Raw genomic sequence first — 19,242 nt, 5'->3', positions numbered from 1 at the left:
TCCCAATAAATCGCCTGACTTCAGGCTTTTTCCAGCGTACAGAGCAGCGGGTGCTCGTTTTCTCTGGCATAACGATTGACTTGTACGACCTTGGTCTCAGCCACTTCAGCGCTGAATACGCCACAAATCGCTTTACCCTGATAATGCACGGTTAACATAAGCTGTGTGGCACGTTCAATATCATAAGAAAAGAACTTTTGCAGAACGTCAATAACAAATTCCATCGGGGTGTAATCATCGTTATTTAACACCACGTTATACATGGAGGGCGGCTGCAATTTTTCTTTCTGCTTATCGGCGGTCAGGTTCTCAGATTGTGACCACGTACTGTTGTTTCCCATTCTCTATCCACATCATGTAACGAATATCGCGACCCGCGACATTGGTCTGTTATTCCCAATAGATTCGAGAAGCAGGAAATGAAGCCTGCAACTTGAAAGATGACGGGTATCTCTGTATTTACAGTATCACGTCTACTTTTTATTTTACCACCTGAGGGATTAAATGGTTCCTGGAAAGCAAAATTCAAGGCCTGTAACCGATATCTTGAGTGCGCAACGGAATAGTGGATTCATCAATAGCGTTACCTGCATCAAACTTTGACAAACTCCCCTCAACACCTCGCCGTGGATCGCTTGACGCCGGGATCGATTTCACTAAAGTGTACGGATGAATTGATGGGGTTTTAATCAATTCGTATTCGTAGTAACCAAATAACCACACCTTACTGAAAAGAATACTCTTGCGAAGGATGTCAATGCATGGAGACAGGTACTGTTAAATGGTTCAATAATGCCAAAGGGTTTGGTTTTATCTGTCCAGAAGGGGGGGGTGACGATATCTTCGCACACTACTCTACCATTCAAATGGATGGCTACCGGACTCTGAAAGCCGGACAGGTTGTCAGGTTTGATGTTCATCAAGGGCCGAAAGGTAATCACGCCTGCCTGATCGTCCCGCAAATCGCCGAGGCCGCATCCTGCCCCCCTTCTATACCCTAAATAATTCGAGTTTCAGGAAGGCGGCAAGGGAAGGAATCCCGATGAGCTTACTTGAGTAAGTGATTCGGGTGACTGAACGCAGCCAACGCACATACAACTTGAAGTATGACGGGTATACACCCTACACGTTTACTCAGAATACCTACGCTAAACCGTAAAATGACTATAATGCGACAAATGCCGTTCAGCACCACGAACGGCATTTTTTTATTGATATATACCGCTAATCCGCCCGCCCGCGAGCCAGCCACAGCACGCGAGAGAACATAGTGCGAATCAGTGGCGGAATAGCATCGCTTCCCATCGCCGCGGCTTCCATCGCCACTTCAATCGCCAGGTCGGGTTTGGATGAACGATGGATCGCCTTGATGATGATTTTATGCATCGATAGTGGCACCTTCTCCGGTAGTTGCGCGGTGCGGTGGTAAACGTGGCTGAACCCCTCACGGTACATATAGTGTTCCATGTCCGATGCGGGCAAGACGGTCAGGTGATCGCGTTCACTCTCGTCCTGAGCAGTTAGCATGCTTTTCGCCGTTGCGGCATACTTTTTCCCCGCGTCGTCGCCATCGACCAACACATGCCATTCAATCCCCATACGTCGTGCGAACCTCAGTAATGGCCGAAGTCCGGACTGGGCAAACTCAATAACCTTCACGCCTTCCGCTTCAAAATGATGCCCGCATTGGCGTGCCAGTTCATTTAGCATCCAGACTTCTGTTTCCCCTTCCACCAGCAGCCAGCAGCGCGCGAAGAGTGAAGAAGGCCGATTCATGCGAATATGAAACGCAATGCGCCGGCTGTCTTCCGCACTCATGCCCTGACGACCAATACGGTATGTCGCAACCCGTGAAGACTCTCTCACCAGACGGCACACCTGCTCCATCGGTACCAGCGACAGCAGCTCTCCTGAATTCGTTGTCGTGACTTTCTGGAGCGGCAACTGCACCAGAAGCCCCCAGGCGACGGACAGCATAATCGGATGCAGGCGGGTTTCGGGGTCTTCAATCAGCAAGAGCGGACGGGCATGCGCATCCAGCACCACCGATCCTTTCGCCTGCAACAGCGTAGAAAACAACTCCAGCAGGATAATGCGGCGACTGCGGCTATTCGGGTCAGCAATCAGGCGGTTGATGTTGTCTAGCGATCGCCACGATTTACCGTTGTGCGCTCGGGCATGACGATGGTGGCGTCGATCGTTATCCGTGGCATTCTGCTCGGAAAAATAGTGCTCCAGCAGTTGCCGCATCGCCACCAGACCATGACGTAACTCTTTATCCGTCAGCTTCTGCGGATTTTGCGCCAGTTCACGCATCAGTTGCTCAAACTGCTGAGCCAGTTTTTCATTACTGTTATCTAGCGTCGCCGCCAGCGTCCCGGAACGCAGGCGCCGCATAAAACGCGCATCGCGCAGCCGCAGCACCGGATGTAAACGAATAATCTCTCTGGCTAGTTCATCAATATCATCCAACGGTATCGGATGCCCGTCGGCGTCCAGAAAGCTGCGCCAGGTGAAAACCGACTGGCTTTCGTCCACTTCACCTTCCAGCCGATAGAAAATGCGATACAGCGATGCCTCGCCTTCCACCCACACAGGGCTAAGCGAGCGGTAACGTGGGGATAAATGGTGGCCGGGTGCGGTTTCACAAAAGGTGAAAATAATCTGAAGATGCTTTTCCCGACTATTTTCATCCCCCGGCGTGAAGTGAAAGTCCTGCATATCAAAATGATAAAGCGGCAACGTCGGTGCCAGCAGCAGTGAGAGCGCGTCCAGCAGGCTTGATTTCCCCCAGGCGTTCTCACCAATCAGCACATTATTCTCGTCCAACATCAGCGACAGACGATTGATTCCCCGAAATCCCAGGATTTCAATACTTTCCAGATGCATCCTTCTCTCCTGTAGCGGCTGCCTGCGGTTTTCTGCTGCTATCGCGTATTCTGCTGTCATCGCGAGTAGTGTAGATCATCTGACTACCGCGCATGTTGTCACATTCCACGAGAAAACATTATTTTACTCAATGGTCACATTTTGTTCCTTAATTGAGAGTGATTTTCATTGCTCATCATCAAAATTGCGCTAAATCAAATTTACCTAAAGTTGCAGTAAAAAAGCCTTTTTACCTGCCTCGGCTGACACTATGCTTTAAACAAGCATTTAAAATGCAACTTAAAAAAGGACATCATTATGTTTTGTGTGCAATGTGAACAAACGATTCGTACCCCTGTTGGAAACGGCTGCTCTTACGCGCAGGGCATGTGCGGTAAAACCGCAGAAACCTCCGACCTGCAAGACCTGCTGGTCGCTGTGCTGCAAGGGCTTTCTGCCTGGGCGCTGAAAGCGCGCGAGCTGGATATCATCGATCACGAGATAGACAGTTTTGCGCCACGCGCCTTTTTCTCTACGTTGACCAACGTAAATTTCGATTCCCAGCGCATTATTGGCTACGCACAGGAAGCCATCACACTGCGTGAGTCTCTGGCTGTTCGCTGCCGTCTGCACGATGCCACTGCGACGGTGGATCACCCAATGGCAGCGCTGCAACTGGCTGGCAACGATATTCCGACCTTGCTGCAACAGGCGGCGGATTTTGCGCTGGACAGCGATAAAGCTCTCGTCGGCGATGATCTTCACGGCTTGCGCATGCTCAACCTCTACGGCCTGAAAGGTGCCGCGGCCTATATGGAGCATGCTCACGTTCTCGGTCAGTACGATGACGCGATCTATGCCGAATATCATGCCTTCATGGCATGGTTGGGCACACGGCCATCCGATGTTGATACCCTGCTGAACAACGCAATGGGCATCGGTAAAATGAATTTCAACGTCATGGCGATCCTCGACCGGGGCGAAACCGACGCTTACGGTAACCCACAGCCGACCGCCGTTAACGTCCGTCCGATTGCAGGTAAAGCCATTCTGATTTCCGGCCATGATCTGAAAGACCTGCGCATGTTGCTGGAGCAAACCGAAGGCACAGGCGTCAATATTTATACCCACGGCGAGATGCTGCCTGCGCACGGTTACCCAGAACTGAAAAAATTCAAGCATCTGGCAGGCAACTACGGCAGCGGCTGGCAGAACCAGCAGACCGAATTCGCCAAGTTCCCTGGCGCAATCGTCATGACTTCTAACTGCATTATCGATCCAAACGTCGGTAACTACGGCGATCGTATCTGGACGCGCAGTATCGTTGGCTGGCCGGGTGTGAACCATCTGGAAGGCGACGATTTCAGCCCGGTCATCGAACAGGCACAGGGCCTGGCGGGTTTCCCATACAGCGAAATCGAGCACATGATCACCGTTGGCTTTGGCCGTGAAACCCTGCTGAGCGCTGCTGATACCGTGATCGATCTGGTCGCGCAGAAAAAACTGCGCCACGTTTTTCTGGTTGGCGGGTGCGACGGTAGCCGTGAAGAACGTAGCTACTTCACTGACTTCACGCTGAACGTTCCACAGGACTGCCTGATCATGACGCTGGCCTGCGGTAAATACCGTTTCAACAAACTGGATTTCGGTACGCTGGAAGGCCTGCCGCGTCTGCTGGATGTCGGCCAATGTAATGATGCCTACTCCGCCATTATTCTGGCCGTCAAACTGGCAGAAAAACTGGGCTGTGGCGTGAACGACCTGCCGCTGAGCCTGGTGCTGTCCTGGTTTGAACAGAAGGCGATCGTCATCCTGCTCACCCTGCTGTCCCTCGGCGTGAAGAATATCTACACTGGGCCAACGGCGCCGGGCTTCCTGACAGACAACCTGCTCGCCATTCTGAACGAGAAATTCGGTATGCGGGCGATCACCACCGTTGAACAGGACATGAACACCATTCTGGCTGCGTAATGAATTAAGACGGACGACGTATCGACAGTCATCACATGACGTCCCGGCGGCGCACTTCCCAATGCGCCGCAAATCCGTTTCTTTTGGAGAATAACAATGACAATGCCGACACCGCTTTGTTCTAACCGCATGCAGGTGCATTCCATTACTCAGGAAACGCCCGATGTCTGGACGATTTCACTAGTTAATCATGATTTTTATCCGTACCAGCCGGGTCAGTATGCGTTGGTCAGCATTGCTAACAGCGCGGAGACGCTCCGGGCTTATACAATTTCTTCTTCACCGGGGCTCAGCCGCTTTATTACCCTGACAGTAAGAAGGCTGGACGACGGTATCGGCTCCCGCTGGCTGACCCAAACGCTGAAAGTCGGCGATTACCTGTGGCTGTCCGATGCACAGGGCGAATTTACCTGTGCCAACGCGGTCAGCGATCGCTATCTGATGGCGGCGGCAGGCTGTGGCGTCACGCCGATTATGTCAATGTGCCGCTGGCTGCTGGCAAACAAACCGCAAACTGATATCCACGTCATTTTCAACGTGCGCAATCCGTTGCAGGTGATTTTCGCCAGCGAATGGCAAGAGCTGGTGCAGCGTTATCCGCAGCAGCTACATCTGACGCTGATGGCGGAGTTTGACGCCGTGCCCGGTTTTCTCGCCGGACGTATCAGCGGCGATCGGTTAGTCGAACAGGTGCCGGATATCGCCAGCCGTACCGTGATGACCTGCGGCCCGGCTCCGTACATGAACCAGATTGAAGCCCTGAGTCAGCAGCTTGGCGTTGCCTCAAACCGCATCTTTAAAGAGCAGTTCCGTCCAGCAGATGAAGCGCTGGATGAAGATGCCGATCGGCTCACGTTGACCATCAGCCGTCCGCTGAAAAACCTAAGCGTGCCGGTCGGTCTCAGCCTGTTGGCCGCACTGGAGGCCAATAAGGTGCCGGTCGTCGCCGCCTGCCGCGCCGGGGTTTGCGGGAGTTGTAAAACCCGCGTGCTATCCGGTCATTACACCACGACCAGTACCATGACGCTAACACCAGCCGAAATCGAACAAGGCTATGTTTTGGCCTGTAGTTGCCAGTTGCAAGGCAACACCGTTCTGGCCTGATACGCCCCTTGCTTTACCCCCTTCTGCCCGGTAGTGTCTGCTATCGGGCAGGTAGGCTTATCGTCAATTACCCCTTGTTATCGCAGACTTTTCGCTGTTTCCCCGTTTCCCCGTCACGAATTATTTAGGATATAGTAAGCCATGGTTATATTTTGCTGTGGAGCCGCTGGCACATGACATCCCCCTCTGCCCCGATCCTGATTCTGGGCGCAACCGGCTACATTGGCCGCCATTTAACCGAGCGCTTAAGCAAGCAAGGCAATCGGGTTATCGCGGCGGGTCGTCATACCGAATCCCTCGCGTCACGGCATTGGCCGGGTGTCGACTGCCAACAGGTGGATCTGACCAAGCCAGAAAGCCTGCCCGATGACTTGTGGGGCGCGGAAACGCTCTATTATCTGGTGCACAGCATGGGCGACGGCGCGGACTTCGTGGCAAGGGAGCGGATGGCGGCCATGAATCTGTTGCTGGCACTGACCTCCAGCCGTGTAAAACAGATTATCTATCTGGGCTCGCTTCAGGCGAAAGATGACACTTCACCGCATATGCAGGCGCGCCAGATTACCGGTGATATTCTGCGCAGCAGCGGCATTCCCGTTACGGAGCTGCGTGCGGGCATTATTATCGGCGCGGGTTCCGCGGCGTTCGAGATCATGCGTGATATGGTCTATAACCTGCCGGTGCTGACACCGCCGCGCTGGGTGCGCTCTAAATCATCCCCCATTGCGTTGGAAAACCTGCTGGTCTATCTCATCGACATCCTGCAACACCCCGCGACAGAAAATCGCATCATGGACGCCGCAGGCCCCGAATACATCAGCTATCAGACGATGTTTGAGCGTTTCATTCAAATTAGCGGCAAGCGCAGAGTGCTGATCCCCGTTCCGATGCCGACACATCTGGTGTCCGTCTGGTTCTTGCATCTGGTGACCTCGGTTCCTCCCTCCATCGCCCGCGCGCTGATTCAGGGGCTAAAACACGATTTACAGGCCGATGGCCGCGAACTTCAGGCATTGATTCCACAAACGCTGATGAGCTTTGATGACGCCGTGCGCCTCACGCTGCAAAGCGAAATGGAGAGCGTACAGCAGGCCGACTGGGGCGATGACACTGAGGTTCGCGCGCGCTGGAAGCCCAATTACGGTTTTTACCCCAAGCAGGCGGGTCATACGATGGAGACGACAGCCTCCAGTCAGGCGCTCTGGCAGGTCATCCAGCAGGTCGGAGGCAAGGAAGGCTATTTTTACGCGAATACGTTGTGGAATATTCGCGCCCGACTCGACGATCTTTGCGGTAACAGCGTCACTTATGGACGCCCTGAGCGCCCGACGCTGGAAGTGGGTGACAAGATTGACGGCTGGAAGGTCATTTCGATCAAACCACAACGTCAGCTGGTGCTGCTATTTGGTATGAAAGCGCCGGGGCTGGGTAAACTCAACTTTACTATCACGGACAAAGGCACTCATCGCACCGTGGACGTCCGCGCACGCTGGCACCCTTCCGGGTTCAACGGGCTGGTTTACTGGTTTCTGATGATGCCCGCTCACCTGTTTATCTTCCGTGGCATGGCGGCGCGTATTGCGAAACTGGCAGAGAAGGAAGCGATTTAGCGGCTGCCGTATTTCTCCAGCAGCGCATCAACAATCGCCTCACTCTGCGCATCTGGCTGGCCTTGATAGTTTTCAGGGCGGAAATGCATCTGGAAAGCGGCAATCACCTGCCGCTTCTCACGCGCGGTCATCGTTTCCTGCACCGCATAGCCATAGCGCCCCAATTTTTCCAGCAGAACCGCTTCATCCACCGGCTGTATCGCGGGTCGTCCGTTCAAATAAAATGCGACCCGCTGTGCATCCGGCCAGGCACCGATTCCCGCCTGTGCCAGCGCCTGCCAGGGGAATAGCGGCCCGGGATCTTGTTTTCGCTGTGGGGCAATATCGCTGTGCGCGACGACATTCTGCGGAGCAATCTGGTAGCGATCGACAATGTCACGGGCGAGAGCAGTCACAAGTTGAATCTGCGAGGCGGTGAACGGTTCCCACGTATAGCCCGTTAGCGTGCGCTGATAGCCCGCATTTTCGATCTCAATACCAATCGAGGAATGATTCAACCGGCTAAACCCACGCCAACTGCTGGCTCCCGCATGCCAGGCAGCCTGAGATTCCGGCACCAATTGCCAGGCAAGCGGTTTGCCCCGCCGCAAGGGTGGATGTGCTGGAATGAGATAATGCGCACTGACGTGTTCATTCGTCAGAATATTCAGCGAGGAGGCAAAGTCTTCTGCCGTGTAGTGAATCACCAAAAAGCGGATGCGAGATTCCTGCGCACGCGACTGCAATGCGGTCTCTAGCACATAATTATTCTGTTCCTGCAACGAGGAAGCCGATTGGCACCCCGTCAACAGCCCCAACGCTATGCAGACCATCCATTTTAACATCGTTATTCCACTATATTTGCTATTTGCGCTTTTCACTACATGCCTTCGCCAACCCACACGCGATCACTCACCTTCGCGCACCATTATTTGAAGCCATTCGCCGCTATCTGAGAAATTTTACTGTTACTGATTATCAACGTGCGGCACTGCTGGCAACCCACGCAGGGAAAGCATGGCTCCAGGCTGTAAGCCGTTATTTTGTGCTATTGTTTAACCAACAAATCGCTTATTGGCAAATTTTACCCCACGGTGATTGCATAACTATTCTGCCAACGTTAACATTCGCCGCATCAATGTCTATTCAATTCTTACGCATGAGTATTCAACTAAACGGCATTAACTGTTTCTACGGCACATACCAGGCGCTATTTGACATCACCCTCGATTGTCCTGCGGGTGAAACGCTGGTGCTTCTTGGCCCCAGCGGTGCGGGAAAAAGCTCGCTGATACGCGTTCTTAATCTGTTGGAAATGCCACGCTCTGGCACGCTTTCCATCGCCGGTAATCAGTTTGATTTTCAGCGCACGCCATCCGACAGCGCGATCCGTGAGTTGCGTCAGAACGTTGGGATGGTGTTCCAGCAATACAATTTATGGCCGCACCTGACCGTGGTGCAAAACCTGATTGAAGCGCCCTGCCGCGTGCTGGGGCTGAGTAAAGAAGAAGCCAAAGCGCGAGCAGACAAACTGCTGACGCGTCTGCGCCTCAATGACTTTGCCGATCGCTTCCCTCTTCATCTTTCTGGCGGACAACAACAGCGTGTCGCGATTGCCCGTGCGCTGATGATGGAACCTCAGGTTCTACTGTTTGATGAACCGACTGCCGCGCTGGATCCAGAGATTACCGCTCAGGTCGTCAACATTATCCGTGAATTGTCAGAAACCGGCATCACGCAGGTGATCGTGACTCACGAGGTTGAATTTGCCCGTAAAACGGCCAGCCGTGTGGTGTATATGGAAAACGGCCGCATTGTTGAACAGGGGGATGCGACGCACTTTACCCAGCCGCAGACGCCTGAATTCGCTGGTTACTTATCACATTGATTACTATCAGGAAAATGATAATGAGAAAATTGATTGTTGCAGCCTTATTCGCCATGGGCGCCGCCTCTGCTAACGCTGCGGATACCATCCGTTTCGCGACAGAAGCCTCCTACCCTCCGTTCGAATTTGTCGATGCCAATAACCAAATTCAGGGTTTTGATATCGATCTGGCCAATGCACTGTGCAAAGAAATGCAGGCAACCTGCACGTTCAGCAATCAGGCTTTCGACAGCCTGATCCCCGGTCTGAAATTCCGTCGTTTTGAAGCGGTCATCGCGGGAATGGATATTACCCCAGAGCGTCAGCAGCAGGTGTCATTCACCCAGCCTTACTATGACAACTCCGCGCAGTTTATTGCCCAGAAAGGGAAAGTGGCCGATATCGCCGCACTGGCGGGAAAACGCGTTGGCGTACAGAACGGAACCACGCATCAGAAATACCTGATGGAAAAGCATAGCGATATCAAAACCGTGCCTTACGACAGCTATCAGAATGCCGTGCTGGACCTGAAAAATGGTCGTCTGGATGCCGTATTCGGTGATACCGCCGTCGTTAACGAATGGCTGAAACAAAACGATACGCTGAGTACCGTGGGCCAGAAAGTGACGGATAAAGGTTACTTCGGTATCGGTCTGGGCATCGCCGTGCGCCAGAACAACGATGAGTTGCTGAAAAAATTCGACGATGCGCTCAACAAAATCAAGCAGGATGGTACTTACGAGACCATCTACAAAAAATGGTTCCAGCAGTAATCTGACGCTCAATGATTGAATTTCAACCTCTTGCAAGCGCCGCCGGGATGACCGTCGGCCTTGCTGTTTGTGCACTGGTGCTCGGCCTCGTGCTGGCGATGCTGTTTGCCGTTTGGGAAACCGTCCGCTGGAAAGCCGTTAGCTGGACGGGAACGGCGGTCGTCACGCTGCTGCGCGGCCTGCCAGAAATTCTGGTCGTGCTGTTTATCTATTTCGGATCGTCCCAGCTGCTGCTGATGTTGGCAGACGGTTTTACCCTGAATCTCTTCATCGTGCAGATCCCAGTAAAACTGGATATCGGCATGTTTGAAATCAGCCCCTTCCTGTGTGGCGTGATTGCGCTGGCGCTGTTGTATGCCGCCTATGCTTCCCAAACGCTGCGCGGCGCGCTGAAAGCCGTCCCTCAAGGGCAATGGGAATCGGGTCAGGCTCTCGGGCTCAGTAAATCCGCCATCTTTTTCCGTCTGATTATGCCGCAGATGTGGCGTCATGCCCTGCCGGGTTTAGGCAATCAGTGGCTGGTATTGCTGAAAGATACCGCGCTGGTGTCGCTGATTAGCGTTAATGATTTGATGCTGCAAACCAAGAGTATTGCGACACGAACGCAGGAGCCTTTTACCTGGTACGTAGTCGCGGCAGCAATTTACTTGATTATCACGCTGTTAAGTCAGTATGTGCTGAAACGCATTGAACTGCGCACTACGCGTTTTGAGCGGAGACCTTCCTGATGCTCGCTTATTTACCTGAGCTAGTAAAAGGCCTGCATACCAGCCTGACCCTAACGGCCGTCTCCATCGTCGTGGCACTGGTGTTATCACTGCTGCTGACCGTCGTGCTGACGCTCAAACCCCCTGTCGTGTCGATGTTGGCGAAAGGCTACATTACGCTGTTTACCGGCACGCCGCTGCTGGTGCAAATCTTTCTGATTTACTACGGCCCTGGGCAATTTACCTCTATTCAGCAAATTCCCTGGCTGTGGAACCTGCTTTCACAGCCGTGGCTGTGTGCGATGGTGGCGCTGGCGCTCAATAGCGCGGCCTATACCACACAGTTATTCTACGGCGCAGTAAAAGCGATTCCCCCCGGACAGTGGCAATCCTGTGCGGCGCTGGGAATGAATCAGAAGCAGACATTGCGTATTTTGTTGCCGTTCGCGTTTAAACGCGCGCTGTCTTCTTATTCAAATGAAGTGGTGCTGGTGTTTAAGAGTACGTCGCTGGCGTACACCATCACGCTGATGGAAGTCATGGGCTATAGCCAACTGATGTACGGCCGGACGTATGACGTGATGGTATTTGGTGCTGCTGGGATTATCTACCTGTGTGTCAATGGGTTACTGACATTGTTGATGCGCTGGGTTGAGCGCCGTTCGCTGGTATTCGAACGTCGTAACTGATGCTTTTCACATCGTACCGACTTACCTAAAAGCAGGCTTTGATAGCCTGCTTTTTTTATAGAGTGCCATCCCTGCCCGTCTTCCTTACGGGCCATTGCTGACGCAAGGTTAAAAATTTCTCCCGGAAATTTTTTATTGCCCGCTGATGTAAAAACACGCAATAAATCGACTTATTAATCATATTAATTGCATATAAATTCACTTAGTGGCACGGTAACGACCATGACGCTGGAATCCTTCCGCGCAAGTATATTTATCAATATAAGAAAAACAGGAGTAGGTAATGAAAAAATTAGTGCTCGCCACCTTGCTGGCAGGAATCGCCTTCAGCGCCACCGCCGCAGACACCATCCGTTTTGCCTCATCAGCCACCTACCCGCCGTTTGAATCACTGGATGCCAGCAATGAGATCGTTGGCTTCGATATGGATCTGGCGAAAGCGCTGTGTAAACAAATGCAGGCGACCTGTACGTTCACCAATCAGGCCTTTGACAGCCTGATTCCTGCGCTGAAATTCCGTCGCTATGACGCGGTGATTTCCGGTATGGACATCACGCCAGAACGCAGCAAGCAAGTCGCGTTCACGCAGCCTTACTACGCCAACTCAGCCGTGGTTATCGCGCAAAAAGGGAAATTCAGCGATTTTGCGGCGATGAAAGGCAAACGTATTGGGATGGAAAACGGCACGACGCACCAGAAATACATGCACGATAAGCACCCGGAAGTACAAACGGTCTCTTATGACAGCTACCAGAACGCAGTACTGGATCTGAAAAACGGCCGTATTGATGGCGTATTCGGTGATACCGCTGTCGTCAACGAATGGATTAAGACGAACCCTGAACTGGCAACGGTTGGTGAACACGTGACTGACGCAGAATACTTCGGTACCGGATTAGGCATCGCCGTTCGTCCCGATGACAAAGCGCTACTGGAGAAGTTGAATAAAGCGCTGGATGCCATCAAAGCCGACGGCACGTATAAAACCATCAATGATAAGTGGTTTCCGCAATAAGGATCGCATCGCGTTATCGAACGCTTCCACGATTAGGTGTTAGGTCGTTTAACGATTTCGGGCGTGTTAATTACCGTATTCTTCTGTCATTTCATCACACGCCCGACAAGGCGCGCTCAAACGCCGCAGCGCCTTGACCACTGGCTTTTCGGCGTTAATTGCGCCGCTTCGCGATGCCTTCGGCGTTCGTATCCGCTGCTCGGACCGTCTGCGACGCGTTCCTTACGCGGCGCAGACTTTCGCGGCGTCCATGCCGCTCATCCGGCGGCCACGCCCACCTCAGCGCAATTTTTTACGCCTACGGTAGCAACACCGCAAAGTATTCAGATGTCCTGGCTTTGCCTTAGCCATCCTCACGCTTCAGTAACGTCAGCACTTCGTAGTGCGCCGTATGCGGGAACATGTCGAATAGCTGTACGCGTAGCGCGCGGTAATTCGCCAATTCCGTCATGTCTTTTGCCATGCTTTCAGCGTTACAGCTGGAGTAGAGAATATAGTTCGGGGCCATGCGGCTCAGGTAGGCACACAGTTCACTGCCGATACCGCGGCGCGGCGGGTTGACTAGCACCAGATCGGGGATTTCCGCTTTCCCTGTCGCGAACTGCGTTGAATCCAGCGCCTGAAACTCCACCTGTTTCAGCCCAAGCTGCTCCGCAGAACGACGCGCGCAGGCTATCGCCTCAGCGCTGATTTCAATGCCCGTCAAACGCATCTCGGATGACGCACAATGCAGGCCAAAACCCCCTACTCCGCAGAACAGATCCCACATGCTGGTGATATTCAGCTCTGCAACCCAGTCGCGAGCTGTTGCATACAGCGTGGCAGCCACCTGTGGGTTCGTCTGGAAAAAACTTTGCGGACGGATATACAGCGGCACCTGATTGAACTGTTCGGCCAACGCGGCCGCCTCACTCAGGATAATTTCTGTTTTCCCTTCCATAATCGCCTGATGTACCGGCTGAATGTTGGCCGATATCACCTCAAGCTGCGGCAACTGCTGATGTAGCCAGGGCAATGCGGCACGCAACTGCGCCAGTTTGGTTTCCGAACGTAAAACAAAGCGCAGCATAAACGTACCGCGCTGCGTACTTTCCGTCAGAAGCAGATATTTCAGCTCCCCGCGGCGTCGTTCTACGTTATAAGGCGTCAGCCCCGCTCGGGCGATGAAGACTTTGAGCACATCGAAAACCGGCACGAAACTCGATGGATAAAGCGGGCAATCGCAGAGATCCACCGCCGTTCCGTCACGATGTAACATCCCCAGTAGCGGGCGTTCCACACTGCCGCTCACCACCATTTTGGCTTTATTACGAAAGGCGGACTGCGCAGAGGGCTGCACCGGTAGCCAGTGCTGCACCGCGTGTGGCTGTAGCAAGCCTTCGAGATGCTGCTGCTTATCGGATAGTTGCTGGGGATAGGCTTTTTCCAGCCATTGGCAGGAACGACAGGTTCCCGTGCTGTAGCGGGCACAATGCATAAAAAATCTAACTATTAAAAATAATACGGAATGAGAGGATTATAACACCCAGATGGCGTCACCCTGCGATCTTTCCGCGTAGTCATGGGCAACGCCAGCAGCCAGACGCGCTCAGGAGGGATCAATGTCTATTTCTGACGCATAAAAAAACGCTTACTGCGCCGTGGCAGAAACAGTAAAACAATCACCAGCAGATCCGGGATCTTTTGCAGCAGGAGCTGATGCAGCACAGCAGCATTATTCTCTCCTGAAATATGGAATATCGCTGGCATAAACTCACTGAACGACGCCAGCAACAGATAACACACCACCACACCCTGGCAGGCTACATAGCCCCATCGGCCCCAGTTCACACCGGCCAAAACAGCAAAGCCGCAGCGAATCTCAACGCCAACAACAAAAAGTGATAACAGTAACACCAGCGTCGAATCCCAGGCTTCCGCATTGCTGCCAATCCAGCCGCTAAAATCGCTGAGCCCTAACTCCCACACCAGCAGCAAAATCCCCAAAAAACGGGTCGCAATAATCGCAATCCCCGCCACCATGACGGGTACCGGGGCATAAACTTTGCGTTGTGTCATTTCCTTCTTTGTATACAGAATTTCAACGCTCTCCCTTCATGCGGCCAGTTATCCGCCAAAAATACAACACCCACATAAAATAGGGTGCAGAGATAAAACTTAATGCGAATATAAATCTTAATCGGAATATAAAACAACAACGCCCCCATACTCTGGCGGCGTTGCTGGAAATTTTCGCTAGGCTAACAAATTACGATGAGAGATCGAATCAGCCGCGTCTCGCTTTTTGCATATCGCGATAGCGCTGTTTCTCTGCTCTCGCCATAAACCACCAGGCGATAAAGCCAATAATACCAACGACTAACAATATCAGGGAAGCCAATGCGTTAATTTGTGGATTAACGCCCATTCTGACGCTGGAGAACACCAGCATCGGTAGTGTTGTTGAACCAGGCCCTGCCACGAAGCTGGCGATAACCAGATCGTCCAGCGACAGCGTAAACGCCAGCAGCCAGCCGGAAAGCAGCGCAGGGGCTATCATCGGCACCGTGATAATGAAGAACACCTTGAGCGGATTCGCGCCCAAATCCATCGCCGCCTCTTCAATAGAACGGTCAAGTTCACGCAGGCGCGCGCTGATCACCACGGTGACATACGCGGTACAGAATGTGACATGCGCCAGCCAGATCGTTAACATCCCTCTTTCCGCCGGCCACCCAATGGCATGCCCTAACGCCACAAAGAGCAACAGCAGCGACAAACCGGTAATCACATCTGGCATAACCAGCGGCGCCGTCAACATAAAGGCAAATCCGTTGGAGCCACGAAAGCGGCCAAAACGCACCATCACCACGGCGGCGATCGTTCCAAGAATCACCGCCATCGTGGCCGAGGCGGCAGCAATGGTCAGACTCAGGAGCACCGCGCTGATCATCGCCGTATTGTGGAACAGTTCGACATACCAGCGTGCCGACCAGCCAGCCCATACGGTAACCAGCTTGGAGCTATTGAACGAGTAGATCACCAACATCAGCATCGGTGCATAGAGGAACGTAAAGCACAGCACCAAAATCACAATACGCCACGGTGAGCGAACAACAGGTAAATTATTCACGCTTCACCCTCCGCACTTTTGCTCTGATGTTTGTGGAACCAGATAATCGGCATAATCAACAGCAGCAGCATGACGACAGCAACGGCAGACGCCACTGGCCAGTCTCGGTTATTAAAGAATTCCTGCCACAAAATACGGCCAATCATGATGCTGTCCGGCCCGCCGAGCAGTTCTGGGATGACGTACTCCCCCACCGCAGGGATGAAGACCAGCATCGAGCCCGCGATAATTCCGCCTTTCGTTAACGGAACAATCACGCTGAAGAAGGTTTTCAGCGGCCGCGCGCCCAGATCCAACGACGCTTCCACCAGCGAGTAGTCCAGCCGCATCAACGCGGTATAGATCGGCAGCACCATAAACGGCAAATAGGAGTACACGACGCCAATATAAACCGCCAGATTGGTATGCAGAATGACCAACGGTTCATCGATCACGCCCAGCCACAGCAGGAAGTTATTCAGGATTCCGTTGTTTTTCAGAATTCCCATCCATGCGTAGACGCGAATCAGGAATGACGTCCACGATGGCAAAATCACCAGCAGTAACAGGATGTTGCGCGTTGACGGTTTACTATGTGCCACCGCCCAGGCCAGTGGGTAGCCGATAAGCAGACAGCACAGCGTCGACACGGCAGCAACCTGAAGCGATTGCATATAGGCATCGAAATACAGCGGGTCGTCCAACAAATGCAGGTAATTCCCAAGATTCAGGGAAATATCCAGCTTGTCGTCCATCCAGGAAACCAGATCGGTATACGGTGGGATCGCCCGCGCCATCTCTGCCAGGCTGATTTTGAACACGATCAGGAACGGCAGCATGAACAGCAGCAGCAGCCACAGATACGGCAGCGCGATGACGAGCTTACGTCCGTGCTTTTGACGCCAGCGCGCCATCAACACACGGAGCCAGAGTCTGGCCTTGCCCGGTGGTTCCGCCGTGTTATGTTCGGGAAATAAAGTCATGGCATTCTTCCTCGCTACACCGTCAGAACCACACAGCTATCCGCATCCCAACACAGCCGAACCTCATCTCCCCAGGTCGGCGCGCCTTTGCGATAGCGGTAAGCATTTTGTAATTGCGCGCTGATGGTTTGCCCGCTGTTGAGCCTGACGTGGTAAATCGACAAGTCGCCCAGATAGGCGATATGCACCACTTCCCCTACCGCGAAGTTACAGCCGTCGGCCGGAACCTCTTCACACAGCATGATTTTCTCTGGACGCAACGCGATGTAGACCGGAACGCCATCCACTACCGAGACATCCGAATCCACCTTCAGCGGATGCACCAGTCCGGGGCTTTTGATGATCAGCGCATCGTCCTGACGTTCCTGCAAAATCCCTTCAAACATATTGACCGAGCCGATAAACTCCGCGCTGAAACGCGTGTTCGGGTGCTCATAGATCTCTTCCGGCTCGCCAATCTGTACGAATTTGCCGCGGTTCATAATGGCGATACGACCCGCCATGGTCATGGCTTCTTCCTGATCGTGCGTTACCATCACGCAGGTCACGCCCACGCGTTCCAGAATATCGACAACTTCGAGCTGCATGCGGTCACGCAGTTTCTTGTCCAACGCGCCCATCGGTTCATCTAACAGCAGCAGTTTGGGACGCTTCGCCAGACTGCGAGCCAGCGCTACACGTTGACGCTGACCACCGGAAAGCTGATGCGGTTTACGATTAGCAAACTCCTGCATATGCACCAGCGATAGCATCTCTTCCACACGATCTTTGATTTCCGCGCGCGGTAGCTTGTCCTGCTTCAGGCCAAACGCGATATTCTTTTCCACCGTCATGTGTGGGAACAGCGCATAAGACTGAAACATCATATTAATGGGACGCTGGTAAGGCGGCACCAATGATAAATCCTGACCATCCAGAACAATCTGCCCCTGCGTCGGGAGTTCAAAACCGGCCAGCATGCGCAGCAGCGTGGATTTCCCACAGCCAGATGCACCCAGCAGAGCAAAAATTTCGCCTTTATAAATCGTCAGGCTGACATCATCGACGGCGGCCTGACCATCGAACGACTTCGTCAGGTTGCGCACTTCCAGCAGCGGCGTGGCCGCTTTTTGAGGTTTTGATTGAGGGCGGGGGATCGCGTCATTCACTTCGCATTGCTCTCCGGCAAAAGCAGAACAAGCCACATCGCCAATGCCGCCATTCGGCACTTTTTGCATTCAGCGGTGTGACACAATATAGAGCGCGAACAGGCGGGTTATCCGCCTGTTCGCCACATTTTATACCCATCCATTATCGGGTTGCCGCAACCAGCAACCGTCAAGCTCTTGGGCAACTATCCAGATCCAAGAGGCTATTTGCCGCTTTTAACCTTAGTCCATGCACGCGTACGCGTACGATCAATCTGAGGAGACTGCACTTTAAGGGTAAACAGCTTGGCTCGCACATCCGCTGGCGGATAGACACCAGGGTTGTTACGAATTTCTGCGTTGACCAACGGCAAAGAGGCCAGGTTACCGCTCGCGTAATACACGTGGTTACTGATTCCCGCCATCACTTCCGGCTTCATCAGATAATCCAGAAACGCATAGGCTTCATCCAGATTTTTAGCATCTTTTGGAATCGCGAGGACATCAAAGAATGCCAGCGCGCCTTCTTTCGGAATACTATATTGGATATTCACCCCGTTCTTCGCTTCTTTCGCACGGTTTCCTGCCTGCAGAATATCGCCAGCCCAACCTACTGCGACGCAGATATCGCCGTTTGCCAGGTCGTTGATGTACTGCGATGAATGGAAGTAGCGAATGCTCGGACGCAGCTTCAGCAGCAGGTCTGTTGCCGACGTGGTGTAATCACCCGGTTTGGTGCTGTTCGGATCTTTACCCTGATAGTTCAGCACGGTTGCAAAGATCTCTTCCGGTGCATCCAGGAAGGAGACGCCGCAGCTTTTCAGTTTTTCCAGATTCTCTGGCTTCAGTACCAGATCCCAGCTGTCAACCGGCGCATCGGCACCCAGTGCAGCTTTGACTTTCTCGACGTTATAGCCGATGCCCGTGGTCGCCCACAGGTAAGGCAGGGCATATTTGTTACCTGGATCGTGCTGCGCGATCAGCTTCATCAGCTCAGGATCCAGATTTTTGTAATTCGGTAGTTTGCTCTTATCTAATGGCTGAAAAACGCCCGCAGAGAGCTGACGCTCCAGAAAACTGGCAGAAGGCACGACCAGATCAAAACCCGTGCTGCCTGCCATGAGCTTGCCTTCCAAGACTTCGTTGGAATCAAACACGTCATAGACGACTTTAATACCGGTTTCTTTCTGGAAATTGGCTAATGTGTCCGGCGCAATATAGTCGGACCAGTTATAAACATGCAGCGTTTTCTCTTCCGCAGATGCGGTGACGGACGCGGCCATCAGCAAGCCGGTAACAACACCCGATAGCCATTTTTTACGTTGGGTGAACATCCGTTCCTTCCTCCATATAAGGGGGTGATTCATGGAAATAAGCCTGTATCGTTCCGATACAAAATATGTCCTGCCGCGCTCTCCAACCGATGAATGAGTATGCACCGATTTTTATTCGCTCAAA

Annotated in this window: 18 protein-coding genes; 9 read left to right on the top strand and 9 right to left on the bottom strand. The window is 52.9% G+C overall.

Annotated elements, in window-relative coordinates:
* Positions 1-20: 20 nt before the first annotated feature.
* Complete coding sequence (gene clpS, locus NAL19_RS08585; protein WP_005967385.1) at positions 21-341, bottom strand: ATP-dependent Clp protease adapter ClpS; 321 nt, start codon at positions 339-341, stop codon at positions 21-23.
* 420 nt (positions 342-761) lie between these two features.
* Here clpS and cspD point away from each other — a divergent pair, with 420 nt between their 5' ends.
* Complete coding sequence (cspD, locus tag NAL19_RS08580; RefSeq protein ID WP_263059425.1) at positions 762-1,001, top strand: cold shock-like protein CspD; 240 nt, start codon at positions 762-764, stop codon at positions 999-1,001.
* A gap of 223 nt (positions 1,002-1,224) precedes the next feature.
* On the opposite strand, the gene NAL19_RS08575 is transcribed toward cspD, so the two are convergent.
* The gene (locus NAL19_RS08575) at positions 1,225-2,889 is read right to left on the bottom strand and encodes an ATP-dependent endonuclease (RefSeq protein ID WP_225088132.1); all 1,665 of its coding nucleotides are present in this window, start codon (positions 2,887-2,889) and stop codon (positions 1,225-1,227) included.
* A 297-nt stretch (positions 2,890-3,186) separates the two neighbouring features.
* Here NAL19_RS08575 and hcp point away from each other — a divergent pair, with 297 nt between their 5' ends.
* The 3 genes from hcp to NAL19_RS08560 all read left to right on the top strand — a co-directional run bounded on the left by hcp (position 3,187) and on the right by NAL19_RS08560 (position 7,553).
* The gene (gene hcp / locus NAL19_RS08570) at positions 3,187-4,839 is read left to right on the top strand and encodes a hydroxylamine reductase (RefSeq protein ID WP_263059424.1); all 1,653 of its coding nucleotides are present in this window, start codon (positions 3,187-3,189) and stop codon (positions 4,837-4,839) included.
* Positions 4,840-4,935: 96 nt separating this feature from the next.
* Positions 4,936-5,943 (top strand): NADH oxidoreductase, encoded by a 1,008-nt coding sequence (gene hcr / locus NAL19_RS08565; RefSeq protein ID WP_263059423.1) that lies wholly within the window; start codon positions 4,936-4,938, stop codon positions 5,941-5,943.
* A 173-nt stretch (positions 5,944-6,116) separates the two neighbouring features.
* On the top strand, positions 6,117-7,553 hold the full coding sequence (locus NAL19_RS08560) for an SDR family oxidoreductase (RefSeq protein WP_263059422.1): 1,437 nt from the start codon (positions 6,117-6,119) through the stop codon (positions 7,551-7,553).
* Here NAL19_RS08560 and NAL19_RS08555 read toward each other — a convergent pair.
* A complete protein-coding gene (locus NAL19_RS08555) occupies positions 7,550-8,377 on the bottom strand; it encodes an N-acetylmuramoyl-L-alanine amidase (protein WP_263059421.1) in 828 nt (275 codons plus the stop codon). The two genes, NAL19_RS08560 and NAL19_RS08555, sit on opposite strands and share 4 nt — an antisense overlap.
* Before the next feature lie 314 nt (positions 8,378-8,691).
* Here NAL19_RS08555 and artP point away from each other — a divergent pair, with 314 nt between their 5' ends.
* The 5 genes from artP (at position 8,692) to artJ (NAL19_RS08530) (ending at position 12,583) form a co-directional block, all read left to right on the top strand.
* Positions 8,692-9,420 (top strand): arginine ABC transporter ATP-binding protein ArtP, encoded by a 729-nt coding sequence (gene artP / locus NAL19_RS08550; protein WP_225087825.1) that lies wholly within the window; start codon positions 8,692-8,694, stop codon positions 9,418-9,420.
* Positions 9,421-9,440: 20 nt separating this feature from the next.
* Positions 9,441-10,172: an arginine ABC transporter substrate-binding protein gene (gene artJ / locus NAL19_RS08545; protein WP_225087823.1), complete on the top strand. Its 732-nt coding sequence runs from the start codon at positions 9,441-9,443 to the stop codon at positions 10,170-10,172.
* A gap of 11 nt (positions 10,173-10,183) precedes the next feature.
* The gene (gene artQ / locus NAL19_RS08540; RefSeq protein WP_180741276.1) at positions 10,184-10,900 is read left to right on the top strand and encodes an arginine ABC transporter permease ArtQ; all 717 of its coding nucleotides are present in this window, start codon (positions 10,184-10,186) and stop codon (positions 10,898-10,900) included.
* On the top strand, positions 10,900-11,568 hold the full coding sequence (gene artM, locus NAL19_RS08535) for an arginine ABC transporter permease ArtM (protein ID WP_263059420.1): 669 nt from the start codon (positions 10,900-10,902) through the stop codon (positions 11,566-11,568). Before artQ ends, artM begins: the two co-directional genes overlap by 1 nt.
* A gap of 283 nt (positions 11,569-11,851) precedes the next feature.
* On the top strand, positions 11,852-12,583 hold the full coding sequence (gene artJ, locus NAL19_RS08530) for an arginine ABC transporter substrate-binding protein (protein ID WP_010306608.1): 732 nt from the start codon (positions 11,852-11,854) through the stop codon (positions 12,581-12,583).
* A 343-nt stretch (positions 12,584-12,926) separates the two neighbouring features.
* Here the strand turns inward: artJ (NAL19_RS08530) and rlmC are convergent, their stop codons facing one another.
* The 6 genes from rlmC to potF all read right to left on the bottom strand — a co-directional run bounded on the left by rlmC (position 12,927) and on the right by potF (position 19,118).
* Complete coding sequence (gene rlmC, locus NAL19_RS08525; RefSeq protein ID WP_263059419.1) at positions 12,927-14,060, bottom strand: 23S rRNA (uracil(747)-C(5))-methyltransferase RlmC; 1,134 nt, start codon at positions 14,058-14,060, stop codon at positions 12,927-12,929.
* 128 nt (positions 14,061-14,188) lie between these two features.
* Positions 14,189-14,641 (bottom strand): YbjO family protein, encoded by a 453-nt coding sequence (locus NAL19_RS08520; protein ID WP_225087819.1) that lies wholly within the window; start codon positions 14,639-14,641, stop codon positions 14,189-14,191.
* 208 nt (positions 14,642-14,849) lie between these two features.
* Positions 14,850-15,695 carry a putrescine ABC transporter permease PotI gene (gene potI, locus NAL19_RS08515; RefSeq protein ID WP_010277277.1) on the bottom strand — a complete coding sequence of 282 codons (846 nt, stop codon included), beginning with the start codon at positions 15,693-15,695 and terminating at the stop codon, positions 14,850-14,852.
* Positions 15,692-16,657, bottom strand: a complete 966-nt coding sequence (gene potH, locus NAL19_RS08510) for a putrescine ABC transporter permease PotH (protein ID WP_194430074.1) — start codon at positions 16,655-16,657, stop codon at positions 15,692-15,694. Before potH ends, potI begins: the two co-directional genes overlap by 4 nt.
* A 14-nt stretch (positions 16,658-16,671) precedes the next feature.
* A complete protein-coding gene (gene potG / locus NAL19_RS08505) occupies positions 16,672-17,805 on the bottom strand; it encodes a putrescine ABC transporter ATP-binding subunit PotG (protein WP_181829136.1) in 1,134 nt (377 codons plus the stop codon).
* Positions 17,806-18,008: 203 nt separating this feature from the next.
* Positions 18,009-19,118, bottom strand: a complete 1,110-nt coding sequence (gene potF, locus NAL19_RS08500) for a spermidine/putrescine ABC transporter substrate-binding protein PotF (protein ID WP_263059418.1) — start codon at positions 19,116-19,118, stop codon at positions 18,009-18,011.
* Positions 19,119-19,242 lie beyond the last annotated feature (124 nt).

This window comes from Pectobacterium sp. F1-1, assembly GCF_025643735.1.
Classification (GTDB): Bacteria; Pseudomonadota; Gammaproteobacteria; order Enterobacterales; family Enterobacteriaceae; genus Pectobacterium; species Pectobacterium colocasium.
This window is presented reverse-complemented; position numbering and strand designations above follow the sequence as displayed.

Coding starts and splice junctions, on each gene's coding strand:
- clpS (WP_005967385.1), bottom strand. CDS start 341: ATGGGAAACAACAGTACGTGGTCACAATCTGAGAACCTGACCGCCGAT.
- cspD (WP_263059425.1), top strand. CDS start 762: ATGGAGACAGGTACTGTTAAATGGTTCAATAATGCCAAAGGGTTTGGT.
- NAL19_RS08575 (WP_225088132.1), bottom strand. CDS start 2,889: ATGCATCTGGAAAGTATTGAAATCCTGGGATTTCGGGGAATCAATCGT.
- hcp (WP_263059424.1), top strand. CDS start 3,187: ATGTTTTGTGTGCAATGTGAACAAACGATTCGTACCCCTGTTGGAAAC.
- hcr (WP_263059423.1), top strand. CDS start 4,936: ATGACAATGCCGACACCGCTTTGTTCTAACCGCATGCAGGTGCATTCC.
- NAL19_RS08560 (WP_263059422.1), top strand. CDS start 6,117: ATGACATCCCCCTCTGCCCCGATCCTGATTCTGGGCGCAACCGGCTAC.
- NAL19_RS08555 (WP_263059421.1), bottom strand. CDS start 8,377: ATGTTAAAATGGATGGTCTGCATAGCGTTGGGGCTGTTGACGGGGTGC.
- artP (WP_225087825.1), top strand. CDS start 8,692: ATGAGTATTCAACTAAACGGCATTAACTGTTTCTACGGCACATACCAG.
- artJ (WP_225087823.1), top strand. CDS start 9,441: ATGAGAAAATTGATTGTTGCAGCCTTATTCGCCATGGGCGCCGCCTCT.
- artQ (WP_180741276.1), top strand. CDS start 10,184: ATGATTGAATTTCAACCTCTTGCAAGCGCCGCCGGGATGACCGTCGGC.
- artM (WP_263059420.1), top strand. CDS start 10,900: ATGCTCGCTTATTTACCTGAGCTAGTAAAAGGCCTGCATACCAGCCTG.
- artJ (WP_010306608.1), top strand. CDS start 11,852: ATGAAAAAATTAGTGCTCGCCACCTTGCTGGCAGGAATCGCCTTCAGC.
- rlmC (WP_263059419.1), bottom strand. CDS start 14,060: ATGCATTGTGCCCGCTACAGCACGGGAACCTGTCGTTCCTGCCAATGG.
- NAL19_RS08520 (WP_225087819.1), bottom strand. CDS start 14,641: ATGACACAACGCAAAGTTTATGCCCCGGTACCCGTCATGGTGGCGGGG.
- potH (WP_194430074.1), bottom strand. CDS start 16,657: ATGACTTTATTTCCCGAACATAACACGGCGGAACCACCGGGCAAGGCC.
- potF (WP_263059418.1), bottom strand. CDS start 19,118: ATGTTCACCCAACGTAAAAAATGGCTATCGGGTGTTGTTACCGGCTTG.